The 16,484-nt window shown below is 48.5% G+C and carries 19 protein-coding genes; 13 read left to right on the top strand and 6 right to left on the bottom strand.

From position 1 onward, the window contains the following. Both ltrA and Q0V21_RS32535 read left to right on the top strand, forming a co-directional pair. Positions 1-1,262, top strand: a 1,262-nt coding sequence (gene ltrA, locus Q0V21_RS32540; RefSeq protein WP_301882593.1) for a group II intron reverse transcriptase/maturase, incomplete at its 5' end; no start/stop codon positions are given. A gap of 147 nt (positions 1,263-1,409) precedes the next feature. Next, complete coding sequence (locus Q0V21_RS32535; protein ID WP_301882592.1) at positions 1,410-2,438, top strand: magnesium transporter CorA family protein; 1,029 nt, start codon at positions 1,410-1,412, stop codon at positions 2,436-2,438. 24 nt (positions 2,439-2,462) lie between these two features. On the opposite strand, the gene Q0V21_RS32530 is transcribed toward Q0V21_RS32535, so the two are convergent. The 4 genes from Q0V21_RS32530 to Q0V21_RS32515 form a co-directional block, all read right to left on the bottom strand. Continuing rightward, positions 2,463-2,828 (bottom strand): DUF5665 domain-containing protein, encoded by a 366-nt coding sequence (locus tag Q0V21_RS32530; protein ID WP_024631356.1) that lies wholly within the window; start codon positions 2,826-2,828, stop codon positions 2,463-2,465. Positions 2,829-2,911: 83 nt separating this feature from the next. Further along, the gene (locus Q0V21_RS32525; RefSeq protein ID WP_301882591.1) at positions 2,912-3,319 is read right to left on the bottom strand and encodes a YtxH domain-containing protein; all 408 of its coding nucleotides are present in this window, start codon (positions 3,317-3,319) and stop codon (positions 2,912-2,914) included. A gap of 64 nt (positions 3,320-3,383) precedes the next feature. Next, positions 3,384-3,641, bottom strand: a complete 258-nt coding sequence (locus tag Q0V21_RS32520; RefSeq protein WP_024631354.1) for a GlsB/YeaQ/YmgE family stress response membrane protein — start codon at positions 3,639-3,641, stop codon at positions 3,384-3,386. Between the two features lie 134 nt (positions 3,642-3,775). Further along, positions 3,776-4,474, bottom strand: a complete 699-nt coding sequence (locus Q0V21_RS32515; protein WP_301882590.1) for a phosphatase PAP2 family protein — start codon at positions 4,472-4,474, stop codon at positions 3,776-3,778. Between the two features lie 179 nt (positions 4,475-4,653). Here Q0V21_RS32515 and Q0V21_RS32510 point away from each other — a divergent pair, with 179 nt between their 5' ends. Further along, positions 4,654-5,673: an asparaginase gene (locus Q0V21_RS32510; protein ID WP_079350057.1), complete on the top strand. Its 1,020-nt coding sequence runs from the start codon at positions 4,654-4,656 to the stop codon at positions 5,671-5,673. A 143-nt stretch (positions 5,674-5,816) separates the two neighbouring features. Continuing rightward, positions 5,817-6,542, top strand: a complete 726-nt coding sequence (locus tag Q0V21_RS32505; RefSeq protein WP_024631351.1) for a pirin family protein — start codon at positions 5,817-5,819, stop codon at positions 6,540-6,542. A gap of 205 nt (positions 6,543-6,747) precedes the next feature. On the opposite strand, the gene Q0V21_RS32500 is transcribed toward Q0V21_RS32505, so the two are convergent. Further along, a complete protein-coding gene (locus Q0V21_RS32500) occupies positions 6,748-6,972 on the bottom strand; it encodes a DUF1128 domain-containing protein (protein WP_024631350.1) in 225 nt (74 codons plus the stop codon). A gap of 167 nt (positions 6,973-7,139) precedes the next feature. Here Q0V21_RS32500 and yyaC point away from each other — a divergent pair, with 167 nt between their 5' ends. The 5 genes from yyaC to Q0V21_RS32475 all read left to right on the top strand — a co-directional run bounded on the left by yyaC (position 7,140) and on the right by Q0V21_RS32475 (position 13,278). Beyond that, positions 7,140-7,691 carry a spore protease YyaC gene (gene yyaC, locus Q0V21_RS32495; RefSeq protein WP_052016667.1) on the top strand — a complete coding sequence of 184 codons (552 nt, stop codon included), beginning with the start codon at positions 7,140-7,142 and terminating at the stop codon, positions 7,689-7,691. Positions 7,692-7,753: 62 nt separating this feature from the next. Next, positions 7,754-8,545, top strand: a complete 792-nt coding sequence (locus tag Q0V21_RS32490; RefSeq protein WP_094939154.1) for an alpha/beta fold hydrolase — start codon at positions 7,754-7,756, stop codon at positions 8,543-8,545. Positions 8,546-8,780: 235 nt separating this feature from the next. Beyond that, on the top strand, positions 8,781-9,470 hold the full coding sequence (locus tag Q0V21_RS32485) for a DUF6483 family protein (protein WP_301882588.1): 690 nt from the start codon (positions 8,781-8,783) through the stop codon (positions 9,468-9,470). Between the two features lie 92 nt (positions 9,471-9,562). Next, a complete protein-coding gene (locus Q0V21_RS32480; protein WP_301882587.1) occupies positions 9,563-10,840 on the top strand; it encodes a class I SAM-dependent methyltransferase in 1,278 nt (425 codons plus the stop codon). A gap of 1,190 nt (positions 10,841-12,030) precedes the next feature. Further along, on the top strand, positions 12,031-13,278 hold the full coding sequence (locus Q0V21_RS32475; protein WP_367620560.1) for an O-antigen ligase family protein: 1,248 nt from the start codon (positions 12,031-12,033) through the stop codon (positions 13,276-13,278). Positions 13,279-13,481: 203 nt separating this feature from the next. On the opposite strand, the gene Q0V21_RS32470 is transcribed toward Q0V21_RS32475, so the two are convergent. Continuing rightward, positions 13,482-13,829 (bottom strand): dehydrogenase, encoded by a 348-nt coding sequence (locus tag Q0V21_RS32470; RefSeq protein ID WP_301882586.1) that lies wholly within the window; start codon positions 13,827-13,829, stop codon positions 13,482-13,484. A gap of 159 nt (positions 13,830-13,988) precedes the next feature. On the opposite strand from Q0V21_RS32470, the gene uptA reads away from it, so the two are divergent. From uptA to Q0V21_RS32450, 4 genes are all read left to right on the top strand, one after another. After that, positions 13,989-14,603 carry an undecaprenyl phosphate transporter UptA gene (uptA, locus tag Q0V21_RS32465; protein ID WP_024631343.1) on the top strand — a complete coding sequence of 205 codons (615 nt, stop codon included), beginning with the start codon at positions 13,989-13,991 and terminating at the stop codon, positions 14,601-14,603. A gap of 2 nt (positions 14,604-14,605) precedes the next feature. After that, complete coding sequence (locus Q0V21_RS32460) at positions 14,606-15,175, top strand: thioredoxin family protein (RefSeq protein ID WP_079350052.1); 570 nt, start codon at positions 14,606-14,608, stop codon at positions 15,173-15,175. A 6-nt stretch (positions 15,176-15,181) separates the two neighbouring features. Then, the gene (locus Q0V21_RS32455; protein WP_301882582.1) at positions 15,182-15,814 is read left to right on the top strand and encodes an MBL fold metallo-hydrolase; all 633 of its coding nucleotides are present in this window, start codon (positions 15,182-15,184) and stop codon (positions 15,812-15,814) included. Positions 15,815-16,160: 346 nt separating this feature from the next. After that, positions 16,161-16,412, top strand: coding sequence for a hypothetical protein (locus tag Q0V21_RS32450; protein WP_024631340.1), 252 nt, complete (start codon positions 16,161-16,163; stop codon positions 16,410-16,412). Positions 16,413-16,484 lie beyond the last annotated feature (72 nt).

The raw sequence follows: 16,484 nt of genomic DNA, 5'->3' as shown, positions 1-16,484 counted from the left end.
AAAAAGTTCAACAACTCCAAGATAAGCTAGGTCATGTGGCCAAGGAGAACAGCAAGCGTAAATTCCATGCCTTGTACGACAAAGTCTACCGGTGGGATGTCTTGTACGAAGCCTGGAGACGAGTGAAAGCGAACAAGGGAGCGGCAGGTGTAGATGCCATAACGCTGGCAGATGTGGAGGAACAAGGAGAAATGAACTTCCTCAAGGACTGCGAACGAGCGTTGAAAGAAGGCAACTACCATCCGCAGCCTGTACGGCGGCACTATATCCCAAAGAAAGATGGGAAGCAAAGACCGCTGGGCATACCCACCGTGCGCGACCGAGTCATACAGATGGCAACGAAACTCGTGATTGAACCCATCTTTGAAGCGGATTTTGAGGACGTATCCTTTGGATTTCGCCCGAAACGAAGTGCGAAAGGAGCGCTGGAACGAATTCGGAAAGCTTGCAACCGCAAAGGGAATTGGGTAGTCGACGTCGATATCCAAGGTTACTTCGATAACATTAATCAAGAGAAGCTGATGAAATTGGTGCAGATGCGCATCAACGACAGGCGGATACTGAAATTAATACGGAAGTGGCTTCAGGCGGGAGTGATGGAAGAAGGAAACGTAAGGCGCTCCGATTTAGGAACGCCGCAAGGTGGTGTGATCTCACCGCTTCTGGCGAATATCTATCTGAACTATTTTGACCGACTATGGGAGAAACATGGAAGAGGTCTGGGAGAACTGACAAGGTATGCAGACGACTTTGTAGTAATCTGTAAAACCAAAAAGGACGCCGAGCATGCGTATGAACTCATAGGCAAAATTATGGAACGTCTGGAGCTAACCCTGCACCCGACCAAAACTCGCATTGTAGGTCTATGGACAGGAGACGAGGGATTCGACTTCTTAGGAATGCACCACCGAAAAACGAAAGCAGAAACTTCGCAAGGGAAGGTATATTATACCACGCAGCAATGGCTAACCAAAAAGGCGGAAGAACGTATTCGTGGAGTCGTTAAAGAGCGACTGTCTCCACCGAGTATGCGATCCAGATCGTTCGCGGAACATGTGAAATGGCTCAATCCGAAGATTCAAGGGTGGAGAAATTATTACTACACGAACTACAGCCAAAAGAGACTAGCTAAGCTGGACTGGTATATTTTGCAACGGTTAACACGGTGGTACGCGAAGAAGAGACAACGCAGAAAATGGATGGGTTCAGTATCTGAGGTTAAATATATCGCCGGCCAATATGGACTAAAAACGCTGTTGTAATTTGCATGCCCATGAATGACGAACATCGGAAAGCCGTATGAGGGAAAACCTCACGTACGGTTTGATGAGGAGGGGCTGGGTTTTGCCCAGCCTTTTACTCTAGCAATGATTTCTCAATGAACAGTATGAATGCAGGAGTGGATGTTAGTGATTGTGGATAAAGTCAAACTGGAAGCGCGTCGGGACAAGGCTACCTATTCAGACCATTGGGAATGGTGGGACTGGGTGGCACCGGATGAGGAAAGTATGGCAGAAGCCTTGGAGGAACTAACGAGCGAATTTCCAGAAATGCAGTACTGGCTTCGCAAAATACCGGCGGTAGAGTCCAATTACCTCTCTGTCCGCTTCATGAACGGCACGGAGCCCGTCATATTCGGGTCATTATTATATGCGGTCAAGAATGAAAGAGACGATCAACGTAAAGATAATCAGATGTTTTTCTATGTGGATCAAGAAAGACTGGTTACCTTGAATGTAGATGACAATACCAGAGGGATTATGAATACAGGTGAACGTGCAGCCATGTTGCAACAATGCAATGAAGCCCGGGACGGCATGTTTGTGCTGTTTCGAGCCATCTTGCATTATTACCATGTGGGCATGGATCAATTTGAGATGAACCTGCGTGATTTGGAGCGGACGATGGAATCCCGCAATGCACGAACGCTGATGGATCAGATTCTTGCTGCCCGATTTGAGTTGCTATATTGGAGTAACCTGTTCATCCCGTATTCCGAATTGATGGCCGCCGCCAGGGAGGCTTATCTGGACGAGCTGAAGGAGAACCGATTTTTTCAGCAGCTCCAGCACCGGATCGAACGCATGGAGCGTTTGTTCAAACATTATGAGAAAGAGATCGATACGCTGATTTCCATTGATAATGCGATTTCAGGGGTGCGTGGCAATGAGATCATGAAGACATTGACCCTCGTTACCTCGGTATTCACGCCCGCAACGGCTGCTGGAGCCATATGGGGAATGAACTTTGAGAATCTGCCTTGGATCGACAAAACCTGGGGGGTTGTACTTGTCCTTGTACTTATCATCATTAGCATGGTCGGCATGTATGTATGGATGATGATGAAAGGCTGGACAGGGGATCTGCTCAAAGTAAAGTCCTCCCAGCCGTCAGTTAAGGAAACAGAGAAACGTGGCATTGGTAAACGAAGGCATTGACTTGGGAAGCATCACATGCTTCCTTTATTTTTTATAATCTTCAATGTATCCCAATAAGTCAGCAATGTATTGTCCTACAATCGGCATATTCACGAATTGACTAAGAATAAAGGCGAGCAGACCAAGAACAACAAAGGTCCCTACGGTCAAACCCAAACCACGTGCCATACCGGCTGTAAAATTGGTAATGATGCGTTTTTTGGGACTGCTGTAATTTTCGATAATATCCTTGATTTGAGATTTTTCCAGACTGTCAGCAATTTGATCCAGCCTTGTGTTCAGACGTTTTACCTCATGACGCAATTCAAAAGGGTGCTCACTGGTATCATACTGTTGTGCGGGTTTTCCTCCGGTAATGGGCGTATTGCCGTTCATTGTGACTTTACTCATGTTCTTCCTCCTTTAATCTCGCGGTGTGGATAAAAAATAGCCAGCTGGAATACAGCTGGCTATTGGTCACTCGATCACAAGCCTTACAGGCTGGTCGAGTTTATTTCTTTACGTGTATCTTCCTTGGCTTCTACAGAAGCAGCAGCCACTTCTTCTGTCGCCTTGGTTGCTTCATTCGCTACATCAGAGGAAGCTTTTCTCACGGAATCCATGACGTCATTACGTCCTTGGTTTACTGTTTTTGCAATATCAGAAGTTTTGGAAGAGACCGTTTTAGCCAGTTCGGAAGCTTTATCACCTACAACTGCTGCAACTTCTTTCGTGCGATCCGTAACGATGCCCACTTTCTCGGAAAGGTCACCACGCAATTCGCGTCCTGGTTTAGGGGCAAAGAGCAGCGCAGCTGCAGCACCCAGCAAACCTCCGATGAAAATACCTTTGGCGAAATTGGAACCGCTTTGTACAGGATATTGCTCTTCTGCTTTATTCATGTCAAATCACTCCTTCTTCAAATTTAAAAAACGGATACGAAACAACGAACACCTTGTTGACCGATCAGGCAGCCTGTCTGAACAGTCTGGACGCAAGCCCCAGCAAGAAGACAAAGAGCGCTGTTCCAATGATGGCAGGAATGACGGCGAAGTTGCCGATGACCGGCCCCCAGTTACCCAGCAAAAGTGCTCCTAGCCAGGCGCCGACAAATCCGGCAATCATTGCACCGATGATTCCTCCAGGCATGTTGTGACCGGCAAGTGCATCACCGATTACACCAATAATGACTGCCATCACAATGCTGATAATGATACCCCACATAACAACCGCCTCCTTTATACTTGATGTAGGATGTTGTCTGTTCGCGTTTGCTTACTTCGTATATAAACGCCGTGCTTCCAGGTGAAACAATCAACGTGTGGAGAAATGATATGGAAAATATAGGATAATGCAATTCAGAAGGAGCGCTTAATCCCCTGAATCATACAGCAGATCCAAGCCAGTCCGGCAGCAAATCCGGTGAAAACATCGGTTGGATAATGTACGCCAAGCATGATCCGGCTAATACCGATCAGGAATATAAATGCCATTCCGCAAAGGACAGGCAGGGCAACTCCAGACAACCGTTGCTGTCTTTCAATCGCCCATATGACAAATAACATGCCGTAAAACCCCATTGAGATCATCGCATGACCGCTTGGAAAACTATATCCATGAACGATCAACAGATGTTCCAGTTCAGGTCTGCTGCGTCTGAATATTTCCTTCAATAAGGTGTTCAGAATCCACATCATGGCAAAACTGCTGAGTAACGCATATCCATATATGAGGAAACGGGGACGGCGCTGCAGCAAGAAAAGGATTGAAAAACCGACAGCTGCCATGGCAGAAAGGTTAAAAGAACCGAGCGCAGTAATGAAAGAAATGAAAGGCAGCAGATAAATACGTGATTCCGAGTTCAGATAGACCAGCTGCTGGATACGGTCATCCAATGAAAGGATAGCATCATTACCAAGCAACGCTCCCAGAGCCGCCAGCAAGAAGACGACCGAAACGCTGGCTATCATTCCAACACCAGCCCACTTGAGCAGTGGGCGTAATGATGAATTTTTGCGATTTAACCCGGATGAGGATGAATGCGTTTTGCGCTGCATAAATGAGTGTCTCCTTCAGTGATGGTAGTAGGTAGATAAAGATTGATAAAGGATTACCCGAAATGTCTGTCGAAAAAACTGTAAAAACGTCGCTTTTGTACTATACTATTTAAGATATCCCATGCGGCGTCGTGACGCAAAGCAGAGATGAATTTGGGAGTATAAAGGAGAGAACTCGCATGGAGAGTGCCCTGTTAATTAAAGAATACCGTGCAGGCGTTATGGAATGCGCCCATTACGGACACATAAGCATTACGGATGAGAACGGCAAGATTGTATATTCAGCTGGCGATCCTCATTTTAGAGCGTTTACCCGTTCATCTGCCAAACCTTTTCAGGCCATTCCGGGGATTCGGGCCGGTATTGCCGGGCATTATGGTCTGACAGCTCAGGAGATTGCCATCATGTCTTCCTCGCACCGATCGGAACCGATTCATATTCAGGTGCTGGAGCAGTTGGAAAGCAAAATAGGATTGGGAGAAGAATGCCTCATATGTGCACCAAGTTATCCCCTGAATGAAGAAAGCCGGAATCAATGGCTGCGTGCTCAAGGAGAAAAGCGTCGTATCCTCCACAACTGTTCCGGTAAACATCTGGGCATTCTCGCATACACTCAGATGAAACAGGCAGACTTGGGTAGTTATGCAGAGCCAGAACATCCAGTACAGCGTGAAATTCTGGAGACCATGGCCTACATGGCAGGTATTGAAGAGAAAGAGATTAAACTTGGGACGGATGGCTGCGGCTTTCCGGTATTTTCATTGCCGTTATCGGCATTGTCGAACGCATACTTGAAGCTGGCTTGCCCGGATCTGATTGAAGATCCATCTACACGCTCTGCGGTAGAGAGCATCACTGGAGCCATGAACGAATATCCGCTAATGGTAGGAGGAACCGGACGCGTGGACTCCGTGCTGCTTGAAGACAGCAACATTGTAGCCAAGGGCGGCTTCAAGGGTGTGTTTGGTTTTGCTCTGAAAAAGGAACGCCTTGGAATCACGTTCAAAGTGCTTGACGGTTCGGAAGAAGAATGGGCCTGGATTGCACAATCCATCTTGGAGCAGATTGGATATAGCAATCGAAAAACCATCGAACGACTGGCAGAGGTATATCCACCTGATATTCGGAACGACGCGGGTAAAGTTGTGGGGCGGGCAGACAGCGAATTCAAGCTTCACTCACCTGAAGAAAGCGTATAACCTGAAGCAAGGGGCGTGATTAGAATTCCCGGGCCACGGGTAAAGATGACATACCAACTGGTATTGATCTATAGAATTCTAAATATACACGCATGAACTGCTGCGAAGATGTGGCAGCTCTAAACCTTTGGAGGTGGATGAATATGATTAAAGTAGTGACATCGGAAGAAAGGCACACGTCGGATCGAGGTTGGATACACAGTGAATTCAGCTTTTCCTTTGCGGACTATGATGATCCAAGCAATGCCCACTTTGGTTGTCTTCTGGCTCATAATGACAACACACTGATGCCGCAGGAAGGCTTTAAGAGACATCCACATCATGACTTGGAGATTGTTAGTTATGTGATATCAGGTACGTTGAAACATACGGACAGTATGGGAACAGAGCAATTGCTGGAACCGGGAACAGTTCAGGTCATGAGTGCGGGGACCGGGGTCGAGCATTCGGAGACTAACCCCTCTGAGGATGAACCTGTACGTTTTTTACAAATGTGGTTTTTGCCATCCCAGCGCATGCTCAAACCCTCGTATACCAATCGTCGCCTGGAGGATCAGGAGCATCTGAACCGTCTTTGTCCGATTGTATCGGGACAAGGGGGAGAGGCAGCCGAGGGAGCATTACCGATTTCACAGGATGTAACTTGCTATCTATCCCATCTGGAATCCGGCAAAAAATTAATGTACCCTCAACATGAAGACAGGCGTACACATCTCTTCCTGATTAGTGGTCATATCGAGATTGTATGTTCAGATGGTAACTTCAATCTCAAGCCGGGTGATGCTGCACGGATCCGTAAGAGCTGTGATCTGCAAATTACAGGTACAGGCAGCGAGACTGCTGAATTTGTACTGGTGGACTTGCCTTGAGGAAAAGGGTGTAACTTATACCGATGGAATAGGGTTTAAAACATGAAGCAGACTGTCCGGTAAGGATAGTCTTGGAATATAACAACCGCAAGAGGACCTGATTCCACTGTGACGTGGAAGGCAGGTCCTCTTTGTACGGGTTGATTTACCTTCATAGCTTTACCTTCATAAAAAGAGCCGCTCAAAGTTCTATGAACAATGTCGCCTAGGATTTACGAAGGTTACCCAGTTCGGAAGCGACAGCTTCCACTTCAGAAATACTCAGATGTTCCTTGCCTAGGACCATCTCATACAGGTCAAACAGATCTTCATACTTGTCGAGTGGGAAAGCTGAAGCCTGCATGGCAGCTCCACTGGCCATCCGCAGCTTCGTTTTGATCGCTTCAATCATATATTCCATGTTGGCTGCGCTTGCTTGCGTTAAATCCATCGTTATGTCCATCCCTTCCATATCGGAAACTGTTGTCATTGTATCATGTTTGGACAGGCACAGGCCAATGCTTTTGCGGCGTAACGAAGCATCGGGTAAAATGAGGAATACAACAATAGAGCTTCAGGTAGGGAGTACATGTGTAAAGGAGGGAAAAGAGATTGACAGTGTACAAGCGGGAATTGGTTCGCCATCAAAGCAGGGAAGCCCGCAAAAATGTGCAGGGAGAAGATTTGGTATTATTTTTCAAGCACATCTACCAACTTCATTCACCCGATGAAATTACCTTTGTCTGTATCGGGACGGACCGTTCTACCGGGGATGCACTGGGCCCGCTGACAGGGAGCCTGCTGCAGGAGTACGGAGTGAACCACGTGATCGGGACACTGGCTTCACCTTGCGATGCCGATACGCTGGAGAAGAGGCTGGCGCTTGTCCCGTCCCATCATGCCATCATCGCTATTGATGCTTGTCTGGGTCCAAAACAGGCAGAAGGTACATACTATCTCGCGGAACATGCACTTATTCCGGCCCGATCGGTTGGCGGCAAGCTGCCGCCGGTTGGTCATTACAGCGTGGCTGCTGTGGTGAATGCGAATGGACCGAGACCTTATTCCATTCTTCAGATGACCTCGCTGCATTTCGTTATGGGGATGTCTCGAACGATTGCTGAGGCGGTATCCGAAGCAGTGAAATACAGACAAACGTTTCATAAATGAGTTGCAGGCTTAATAATATACAACTTGAATGAATTTAATTTGCGCAGAGAGAGGGATTTAATATGGAAAAAGTGATGTGTGACGGAACGACGATTTGTTATGCCGAACAGGGTAAGGGAGAAGCACTCATTTTGCTCCATGGATACTGCGGAAGTTCATCCTATTGGGATGAAGTTGTGCCTGAGCTTGCACGCAGCTATCGTTGCATCGTACCCGATCTGCGTGGACATGGCAAAACGGACGCGCCTGTAGGTAGCTATACCATCGATCAGATGGGCAATGACGTATTGCAATTAATGGACGAGCTCAAGGTGGATAAGGCTGTCTTGCTCGGTCACTCTATGGGTGGATATATCGCACTCTCCATCGCACAGCGCCACCCGGAACGATTGAATGCCTTCGGCTTGATTCATTCCACAGCGTATCCGGATAGTGAAGAGGGCAAGGAAAAACGCCTTCGTGCAGTATCCACCATTCAGACGGAAGGCATGGTTCACTTTGTGGATGGGCTTGTTCCCGGTTTGTTTGCACCAGAACATGTGGATTCGCTATCAGCGCAAGTGACACGTGTGAAAGAAATCGGTTACCAGACGGCGCCGCAAGGGGCAACTGGAGCTGCATTGGCTATGCGGGAACGGCCGGACCGCCGTGATGTATTGTCCGCTACACCACTTCCTGTTCTGCTGGTTGCCGGCGAGAAGGATGCCGTCATTCCGCCGGAACGTACATTTACAAGTGACAAGCCACATATTACGCAAGCTGTGATTCCTGGAGCAGGTCATATGAGCATGTATGAAGCTCCGGAAGAATTAATTCAGGTCATTAAACAATTTTTGACGGGATTATCGAAGTAATTTACTGAAACATGAATAGTACCAGATATTTCGCCTTCTTTGCGAAGTGTCTGGGCCTTGCTAAACCCCTGCAACGTTCGCTCAAGAACGGCAGGGGTTTTATTTGTTCAGGTAAGAGCATGGGGGGCATTCACCATGTTTTGGCTTTTTGTCATGGCATGAATTAAAATGATGAGAATGGATCATGTAAATGAAACTGGAATGTACACGATCGAACGATGAGGGGGCATATAGCATGTTCAGGAAAGATTATCTGCTCCGTATGATGGAGGAAATGACAGAAGCGATCGGCAAGGTATTTACACTCAAACAACAGCGAAAACACACGGAGGCTCTGTCCGAGTTGGACGAGCTGCTGCGCAGGCAGTTTGGCCTGAATTTATCGTTGCTGAACTCACTGCCTGCCGAGGATGTTATTGAGATGTTCCGTTTTCGCGGCGTCATTGAAGTGGACAATCTACAGCAAGCCGCCAGGCTGATCGAAGAAGAGGCGTACATTTATAATGAAAAGTCCATAGTAGAGGGCATAGATGATCATGAAAAAATGGAGTCAGAGGATGAAGCACTTATTCGTCTGATGAGATCACTTCATTTTTACCTGTATGCACTGAATCATGGGGCTAATCCGAAGCTGCTGGATGCACCAGAGCGTGTAGAGGGCATATTGGAGCAAACGAAAGCATACGAACTTCCGGCACGAACGGAAAAGCAGCTTGCCTTGTATCGTGAACAACAGGGGCGTTATGATCAGGCAGAGAATAGCTGGTACAGACTGTTGCAGGTAGACGACAGTCATCCAATTCATTATCGGGGTGAGGTGCAGGCTTTCTATGAAAGGTTAAGACAACTGGAAGATGAGCAACTGCAGCAAGGGGGCTTGCCTCGCGAGGAAGTGGAAGAGGGGCTTGCCGAGCTAAATCGTTAAACCCCCTGAATACGCACCTTAACTTGGAGAGGGAACGGAATTGTGGTATGGTAACGGTTGACCAAACCAAACCGAAAGTGAGATGTACCCCCGTGGATTCATTGCGAAAGCTTATACAAGACATCTTTGAACAGAATTCGCTGATTACAGCGACCTGGAGCCAGCTGCGCAGACGGGACAATGTCTCGTATACCAAAGTGCAAGTCAAGCCGGTAACGCTCAAGAATCAGTTGCATTATCAATTCGCATTTCATTATACCAACAAAGTGCTGCACGAGAATTTGACTCCGGCTGAAGCGGCAGAACGCATGACTTTGCTATGCGAGGAGACGTTTCGTCAAGGACTGCTCTGTACAGCAGACGCGGACTATCAAATTTTGATCAGCAAAAAATATAAAGTGTCCATCTTGACCAAGTCAGCTTCCAAGACTGCGGTGGACCTCTCGCATAATCGTAAAAAGCAATATGTGCTGGAAGATGGAGTTCCCGTTTCTTTCCTGGTCGAGCTGGGAATTATGAGCGAGGAAGGCCGAGTTTTGGCCCGCAAGTACGATAAGTTTAGACAGATTAACCGTTTCCTCGAGATGGTACAGGATGTCATCCCGCATTTGCCAGAGGGCCGTCCACTTACGATTGTTGATTTTGGGTGTGGGAAGTCGTATCTGACCTTTGCTTTATATCACTATTTGTCTGTACAGCAGCGCAGATCGCTCAAGATTATTGGTTTGGACTTAAAAGCCGATGTTATTGAACACTGCAATGATCTGGCAAACAAATTGCATTACGGTGACCTGAAGTTCCTTGTGGGAGACATCGCTGACTATGACGAGCTGAATGAAGTGGATATGGTCGTGACGCTGCATGCCTGCAATACAGCAACCGATGCTGCTTTGGAGAAAGCCGTTCGTTGGGGGGCTTCCGTCATTCTGTCTGTACCGTGCTGTCAGCACGAGCTGTTTGACCAGATTGAATCCAGCGTGATGAATCCGTTGTTGTCACACGGTATTTTGAAGGAACGTTTCTCCGCATTGGCAACGGACGCCATCCGGGCGAAGCTGCTGGATCTGATGGGATACAAAACGCAGCTGCTCGAATTTATCGATATGGAGCATACGCCAAAAAACATATTAATCCGTGCAGTACGCGGTCAGGCCGGGCAGACAGCTGACATGTGGAATGAATATACCGCATTCCGTGACTTCATTCAGGCAGATCCTTATTTGGAGCGGGCTTGTGCGGACCTGCTTCCAGGTGGGGGCAAGTTGAAAGAAACTGTTCCGAACGATGGAGCAGATTTAAGCCAAGAGAATTCAAATGGGGAATCCATTAAAGATGTCACCCAAGATCCTAGCCGCTGTGATCACTGTTGAATCGTTGATGCAGATCGTCTGCCATCGTCCTTGACGGGACATACTGGTAAGAGGGTCCCGTGAAAACAACATAAGGTGCCAGAGGCATGTAATTAGGCAGAAGACCCTAACGGGAGCTTCTGCCTTTTTTTGTTTTTTAGTTGGAATTTGGATGAATACGATGACGTGTGAAAGGAGGTAGACGCATGGAGGAAGTAAAATCGGATAAAAAGGTTAAGTGGAGTAAGTCAGATGATAGGGGCAGCCTGGACAAGATAGAAAAGGTGGACCGAGCAACTCAGGGAATAATGTTTTCCCGATTATTAGAGCCAGCACTAACGATGATGCTTGGTTTAATCCTGGTGGTTTTACTGTTGGCAGGGTGTCTACGCAGGGGATTGTTTTATTTTACGGACGTATACCCCATGGTGCTGATGGCATCAGGCAGTGCACTTATTTGGTTGATCCTGTTCATGATGTGCTTCAACGCACCGAAGACAAATGGGAAACCAGGGATTTCTCAGTGGTTGAATACCCTCAAACGATTGTATGTGGCCCTTATGCAGTACGCTCATCTCCACTGGATGTTTTGGCCCTTGGCTCTGGCAATTTGGTTTGGCCTGCATGCCTGGATAGGCTCTGTCAGCGTACAGGGAAGCTTGGATGAGATGCTGCGCTGGAGCCTGCTGGCGATATTTGCGTTGCTAACAGTGATGCTGGCCTCGCGCGCGAACGGAGCGCGATGGTTTGCCTGCGGCTGGCAAATGGCAGGTGGCCTGCTTGTGCTAAGCGGCGTGCTTGCCGCGTGCGGTGTGCTGCCGCTGCCTTATGGGGTCATGCGAACCGCTGACCCCGAGATCAGCTCCGCCGGAGCCCGGCTCGGCGGATTGCTGCAGTACCCCAATGCGTACGGCGCCGTTGCCGGCATGTACGCATTGGAGCGGCTGGCTGCCGCCGCGCGAGCTGTAGCCCGGCCGCTGTCGGCCGGGCGGCTCATCGCGGCAGTGCTGCCGCTCCTCCCTGCGCAAGCCGCGCTCCTCCTGAGCGAGTCGCGCGGCGCCTGGCTGGCGACCGGCTGCGCCGCGGTCGCCGCCTTCGCTTTGCAGCGGCGCGGTGCCCGCCTGCCGCTGCTGCTGGCCACGGCCGCGCCACTGGCGTGCGCGGCCTGGCTCTACCGCCAGCTGGCTGCTGCCCAGCTGGCGCCTGCACCCGTGCCCGGCCTGCTGGCACTGGCCGGGGCATGGGCAGCTGCGCTGCTCGGCACGCTGCTGCTGTGCCGTTTGTGGCACAGCGGCGCTCGTGCACGCGCCGCTGCCCTCACGGCCACGGGGCTGGCGGGGATCACCGCCGCAGCCCTGGCCGTGGCCTCCACCGCCGACCGCATGGCGGCTGGTGTCGGCACAGGGTTGTCCCGCCTTCAGATGTGGCGGGACGCCCTGAAGCTCTGGACCGAGGCCCCATGGATGGGCCACGGGGGAGAGACATGGCGCAGCATGTTTCGCGCCATCCAATCCTCGCCTTATGTCGGAGGCGAGGTCCACAACGGCATCCTTGATCTTGCCCTCGATGCAGGCATAATCGGGCTGTTGCTCATCGCTGGCTGGTTCTTTTCCACCCTGCGAACCATGTGGAGGCAGGCTCCTCAGCTGATGCCTTCAATTATTGTTTTTGGCCTCCATGGTGCAATGGACTTTGACTGGAGCTTCACCTTCCTCTGGATGATGTTCATTTGGCTAGGGGGCTGGGCACTATCGTCGCAAACTGTACAGGAGGCCGCCGCTTACAAAAAACGGCCCCGCTTTTTCCGTCAGTTGAATCCGTGGCCTCAACTGATACTAGCAGGACTGTTCGTCATTTTTTGGCTTGGCGGGACAGCTTGGTTTGCTGGAAATCATTTGGCGGCAGATCAACAATACCGTCTAGCCATTTCCAATGATGCAGGAAGTGCTGAACGCAAGACGCTGCTTACGGCGGCGTACAAGTTTAACCCCTACAGACCGGATATCGCCATCTCCCTGTCTCGTACGCTTCCTGCGAAAAAGGCTGAATTAATGTTAGTGCAGAGCCTGTCCTATTCTCCAGTTTACCCCCAACTCTACGGAGAGCTGGGGCAGTTGGCTGCTCGATCGGGTAGAGGAGAGTCAGCCGGGAATTATTTTGAACAAGCCATAGCCCTCAATCGTTTTGACGCCTCCAGCCAGTCCCTGGCTTTATATTGGATGGAACAGGCATCACGGAGGGAGCTGGCGGCAGGCTATGCTGAGCGAGGAAGGCAGACCGCTTCTGCCGGAGTAAGATTATACGAACGTTATAGACAGCTGGCTGAAGAAGTGGCGGCAGGGAAGGCGAGAAATGATCGGCGCTTTGGTCTTAATGAAGTGGCATTACGTTATGGGGATAATCTGCTTATCCTTGCTTCTAATCCACTTGCTTCAGAGGTGAGCAGAAAGTATCCCTGAACATCTAACCTCACGCAACGTCGATGTTGAACTAAATCCATGAAAACGAATGATTCAACATGTAATGGGATAAACAATTCACATTTCCACCGAAAGTAGTTGTTTTACGGCTGCATTCAGGTTCAATTCAGGTTCTATTCAAATTCAACATCTAGCCCTATGCTGCACATAAACTGTTTGGTTACCTGTCCATTACTCCGAATCTACAGGCGATATCCGCCAAACGCTTCCTTGAAGGCACCTTGCAGCGGTTCTACCTCCACACCCCATAGAGTCGCAATCTCAGCGCTGACATCGGCGTTCCACCATTCGCATAATTTTTTGCGATTATCCCGGTTTTCACCGATCCAGAGCAGATTGGCGATAACTTTCCCATAATACAATTCTTCTGCCTGCTTCATCCGTTCTGGGGAGATGTATACCTTTAGCTTTTTGGCTGTTCGATACAGCTCTTTGCTGCATGCCCTTCGGATCCCTCGGGCAGAAGGCAGTTTCTGGCCTGGGGTGCTATGTTTTACCGGGGGAGTACCGGGTGCTGATTTGGGTGACATCTTCTCACGCTCCTCTCCCGATACCATATGCAAACGGCCGCCTGCGGGACACTATCCCAAACGGGTGAAGTAGCAACAGCTACAGGCCTGTGATAAAATAGGGACGAACATCCATGGTGCGAAGGGCACTGCCAATCAGGATGAAGAAAGAGGGTCGAGATGGACGTTATTCATAACATTGTCAATCAATTATTTGATTGGATCCAAAGCCTTGGATACTTTGGAATTATGCTTGGACTAATGCTTGAAGTTATTCCGAGTGAAATTGTACTGGCATATGGAGGTTTTCTCGTTTCACAAGGCCATATTAATTTTTTCGGTGCAATGATTTTTGGTACCGTGGGCGGTGTCATAGCCCAGCTATTTATTTACTGGATTGGCCGTTATGGCGGAAGACCTGTACTTGAACGCTACGGAAAATACATACTGATCCAGAAAAAGCACATCGACCATTCCGAAGAGTGGTTCCGCAAGTATGGGACAGGTGTCATTTTCACAGCGCGTTTTGTTCCAGTCGTAAGACATGCCATATCGATTCCTGCCGGCATATCCAAAATGCATACGGGTCGGTTTATTTTGCTGACAACACTCGCTGTTATACCTTGGTCTGCATTGTTTATATATTTAGGGATGATACTTGGAGATCAATGGCAACATATCAACGAAAAGGCGGCACCTTATATTATGCCGATTCTGCTCGTTGCTCTGGCACTTATGATTATTTATGTACTTATTAAATGGATGAATGTTCGTAAAAAGAAGGGAAGTGTCTAGTTATGGGAAAACCAAACTTGTCTCACAAATTCGGTAAAGGTCTGCCGCCGAAAGAATTCATTGAGAGCATGACGAAAAACCAAAGTGAGTTTCAGGCAAACTATGACAGCTTTGTATGGCCGAACGAGGATGATCGTGAATTTTTCGAAAGCCTGAATCACCGCGATGATTTGCGTGTGTTAATTTTGGCTGCTGACTGGTGTGGCGATGTGGTACGCAATATTCCGGTCGTGTTCCAGGCGTTGGAAATCTCGGGCATTCCGACAGAAGTTCTTATTATGGAAAATCATCCTGAAGTGATGGATGAGTTTCTTACGATGGGCGGACGCTCTGTACCTGTTGTTATTTTTGCAGATACAGGCGGACATGTACTGGGCCAATGGGGGCCTCGTCCGCAACATGTGCAAGAGGTTATGATTGAATTCAAACGTCTCAATCCGGACCGTGAAGCGGCAGATTATCAGGATAATTTGGCTGTTGCGCGTCAAGAGATCGGGAAACGTTATGGGGAAGGAACGGAGTCAAATGCAGCCATTATTCGTGAGCTGCGTGAACTGATTTCGGGTTACTGAGCCGCTATGCTTAACATTCGTACATTTTCATTGGGACCGCTCCAGACCAATGCGTATCTGTTGCAGGGTGATGATCCTGATAAAGCTGTAATTATTGACCCCGGAATGAATCCGGGACCGTTGCTCAAAGCCATTCAGGGCCTGGAGATTGAAGCGATCCTGCTGACTCACGCGCATTTTGATCATATGGGCGGCGTGGATGAAATTCGCAAATTGAAAGGCTGTCCTGTTTATTTGCATGACTTGGAGAGTGACTGGCTCACAACGCCGAAGTTGAATGGTTCTTTGAACTGGCCGCAGGCTATCCCACCGCTTTCGACAGAACCAGCTGAATATGCCATGGACGAAGGGCAGACTCTGAATTTTATTGGTCACACGTTCAAAGTGTATCATACACCGGGACATTCACCAGGCAGTGTAAGTCTGTTATGTGGTGATGACCTGTTTGCAGGTGATGTTCTGTTCCGTATGGGTGTAGGCAGAACGGATCTTACTGGAGGCCGTGAACGGGATTTGATTGATTCGATCCAGAACAAGTTGTACACCTTCGCGGATGAGGTCAAAGTATATCCAGGTCATGGTCCCAAAACGACCATCGGTTATGAAAAGAAGAACAATCCATACGTCTCTGCCAGATGATCCGACAATTTATGTGAAGAATGTCTGGACAAGTGACAACTTTTTCATTAGAATAGCAATTAGTTGTTACAAGCGATAAAGCACCATCTAACTGAGGCAATAAAAAGAAACACCCTAACTTGCGAAGCACGCAGACTGTGGTCTATACCCGGTTTGCGTTCTTTTTTTGTTTTCAGCCTCTTTTATATCCAAGACACATCCCGTTTAACCCTACATACAGATCAATGACTAGCTTCTACAGAAGATCGTTCTTTTCCATTTAGCAAGTCGAATCATAATAAGCTTGAGCTTTAATAATAGTCAGAAGAATCATGGAATAATAGCTAAGGAGAGCGAGGAAATAGAAGTGGAGAAAAAGCGAGTTATCCAGTTGGGACAACGTGCCGAGCATCTGATCATCGAAGAAAACCTTCGAGCAATGGAGAATGGCAAAATAGAATCAATTCCCCAGCGTCCTCAACTACATAGTTACATCAGTAATGAGATGAATCAAATCAAGGATCAACAGCAAAATATATGGAGAAGTCGTTTATTAAACAGCGGTGCCCACAACCAACCGTGGTTCGACAAACTGCAAGATTACCGAAATGAAGTCTGATTGCCCGGGAAATTGTCGGCTTCAGATTTTTTTTGGATTGAATTGAACGTTTCTGCAGAGCCTGTCGTAATA

This window comes from Paenibacillus sp. 11B (assembly GCF_030487755.1).
GTDB classification, from domain to species: Bacteria; Bacillota; Bacilli; order Paenibacillales; family Paenibacillaceae; genus Paenibacillus; species Paenibacillus vandeheii.
The sequence above is the reverse complement of the archived record's forward strand: the minus strand, read 5'-3'. Positions and strand labels throughout refer to the sequence as shown.

What these genes read in the sequence shown, in the direction of transcription:
- Q0V21_RS32505 (WP_024631351.1), top strand. Translation starts at nt 5,817, where the DNA reads ATGATTAAAGTAGTGACATCGGAAGAAAGGCACACGTCGGATCGAGGT.
- Q0V21_RS32515 (WP_301882590.1), bottom strand. Translation starts at nt 4,474, where the DNA reads ATGCAGCGCAAAACGCATTCATCCTCATCCGGGTTAAATCGCAAAAAT.
- Q0V21_RS32525 (WP_301882591.1), bottom strand. Translation starts at nt 3,319, where the DNA reads ATGAATAAAGCAGAAGAGCAATATCCTGTACAAAGCGGTTCCAATTTC.
- Q0V21_RS32460 (WP_079350052.1), top strand. Translation starts at nt 14,606, where the DNA reads ATGGGAAAACCAAACTTGTCTCACAAATTCGGTAAAGGTCTGCCGCCG.
- Q0V21_RS32500 (WP_024631350.1), bottom strand. Translation starts at nt 6,972, where the DNA reads ATGGATTTAACGCAAGCAAGCGCAGCCAACATGGAATATATGATTGAA.
- Q0V21_RS32510 (WP_079350057.1), top strand. Translation starts at nt 4,654, where the DNA reads ATGGAGAGTGCCCTGTTAATTAAAGAATACCGTGCAGGCGTTATGGAA.
- Q0V21_RS32485 (WP_301882588.1), top strand. Translation starts at nt 8,781, where the DNA reads ATGTTCAGGAAAGATTATCTGCTCCGTATGATGGAGGAAATGACAGAA.
- Q0V21_RS32490 (WP_094939154.1), top strand. Translation starts at nt 7,754, where the DNA reads ATGGAAAAAGTGATGTGTGACGGAACGACGATTTGTTATGCCGAACAG.
- Q0V21_RS32520 (WP_024631354.1), bottom strand. Translation starts at nt 3,641, where the DNA reads ATGTGGGGTATCATTATCAGCATTGTGATGGCAGTCATTATTGGTGTA.
- Q0V21_RS32470 (WP_301882586.1), bottom strand. Translation starts at nt 13,829, where the DNA reads ATGTCACCCAAATCAGCACCCGGTACTCCCCCGGTAAAACATAGCACC.
- Q0V21_RS32530 (WP_024631356.1), bottom strand. Translation starts at nt 2,828, where the DNA reads ATGAGTAAAGTCACAATGAACGGCAATACGCCCATTACCGGAGGAAAA.
- uptA (WP_024631343.1), top strand. Translation starts at nt 13,989, where the DNA reads ATGGACGTTATTCATAACATTGTCAATCAATTATTTGATTGGATCCAA.
- Q0V21_RS32455 (WP_301882582.1), top strand. Translation starts at nt 15,182, where the DNA reads ATGCTTAACATTCGTACATTTTCATTGGGACCGCTCCAGACCAATGCG.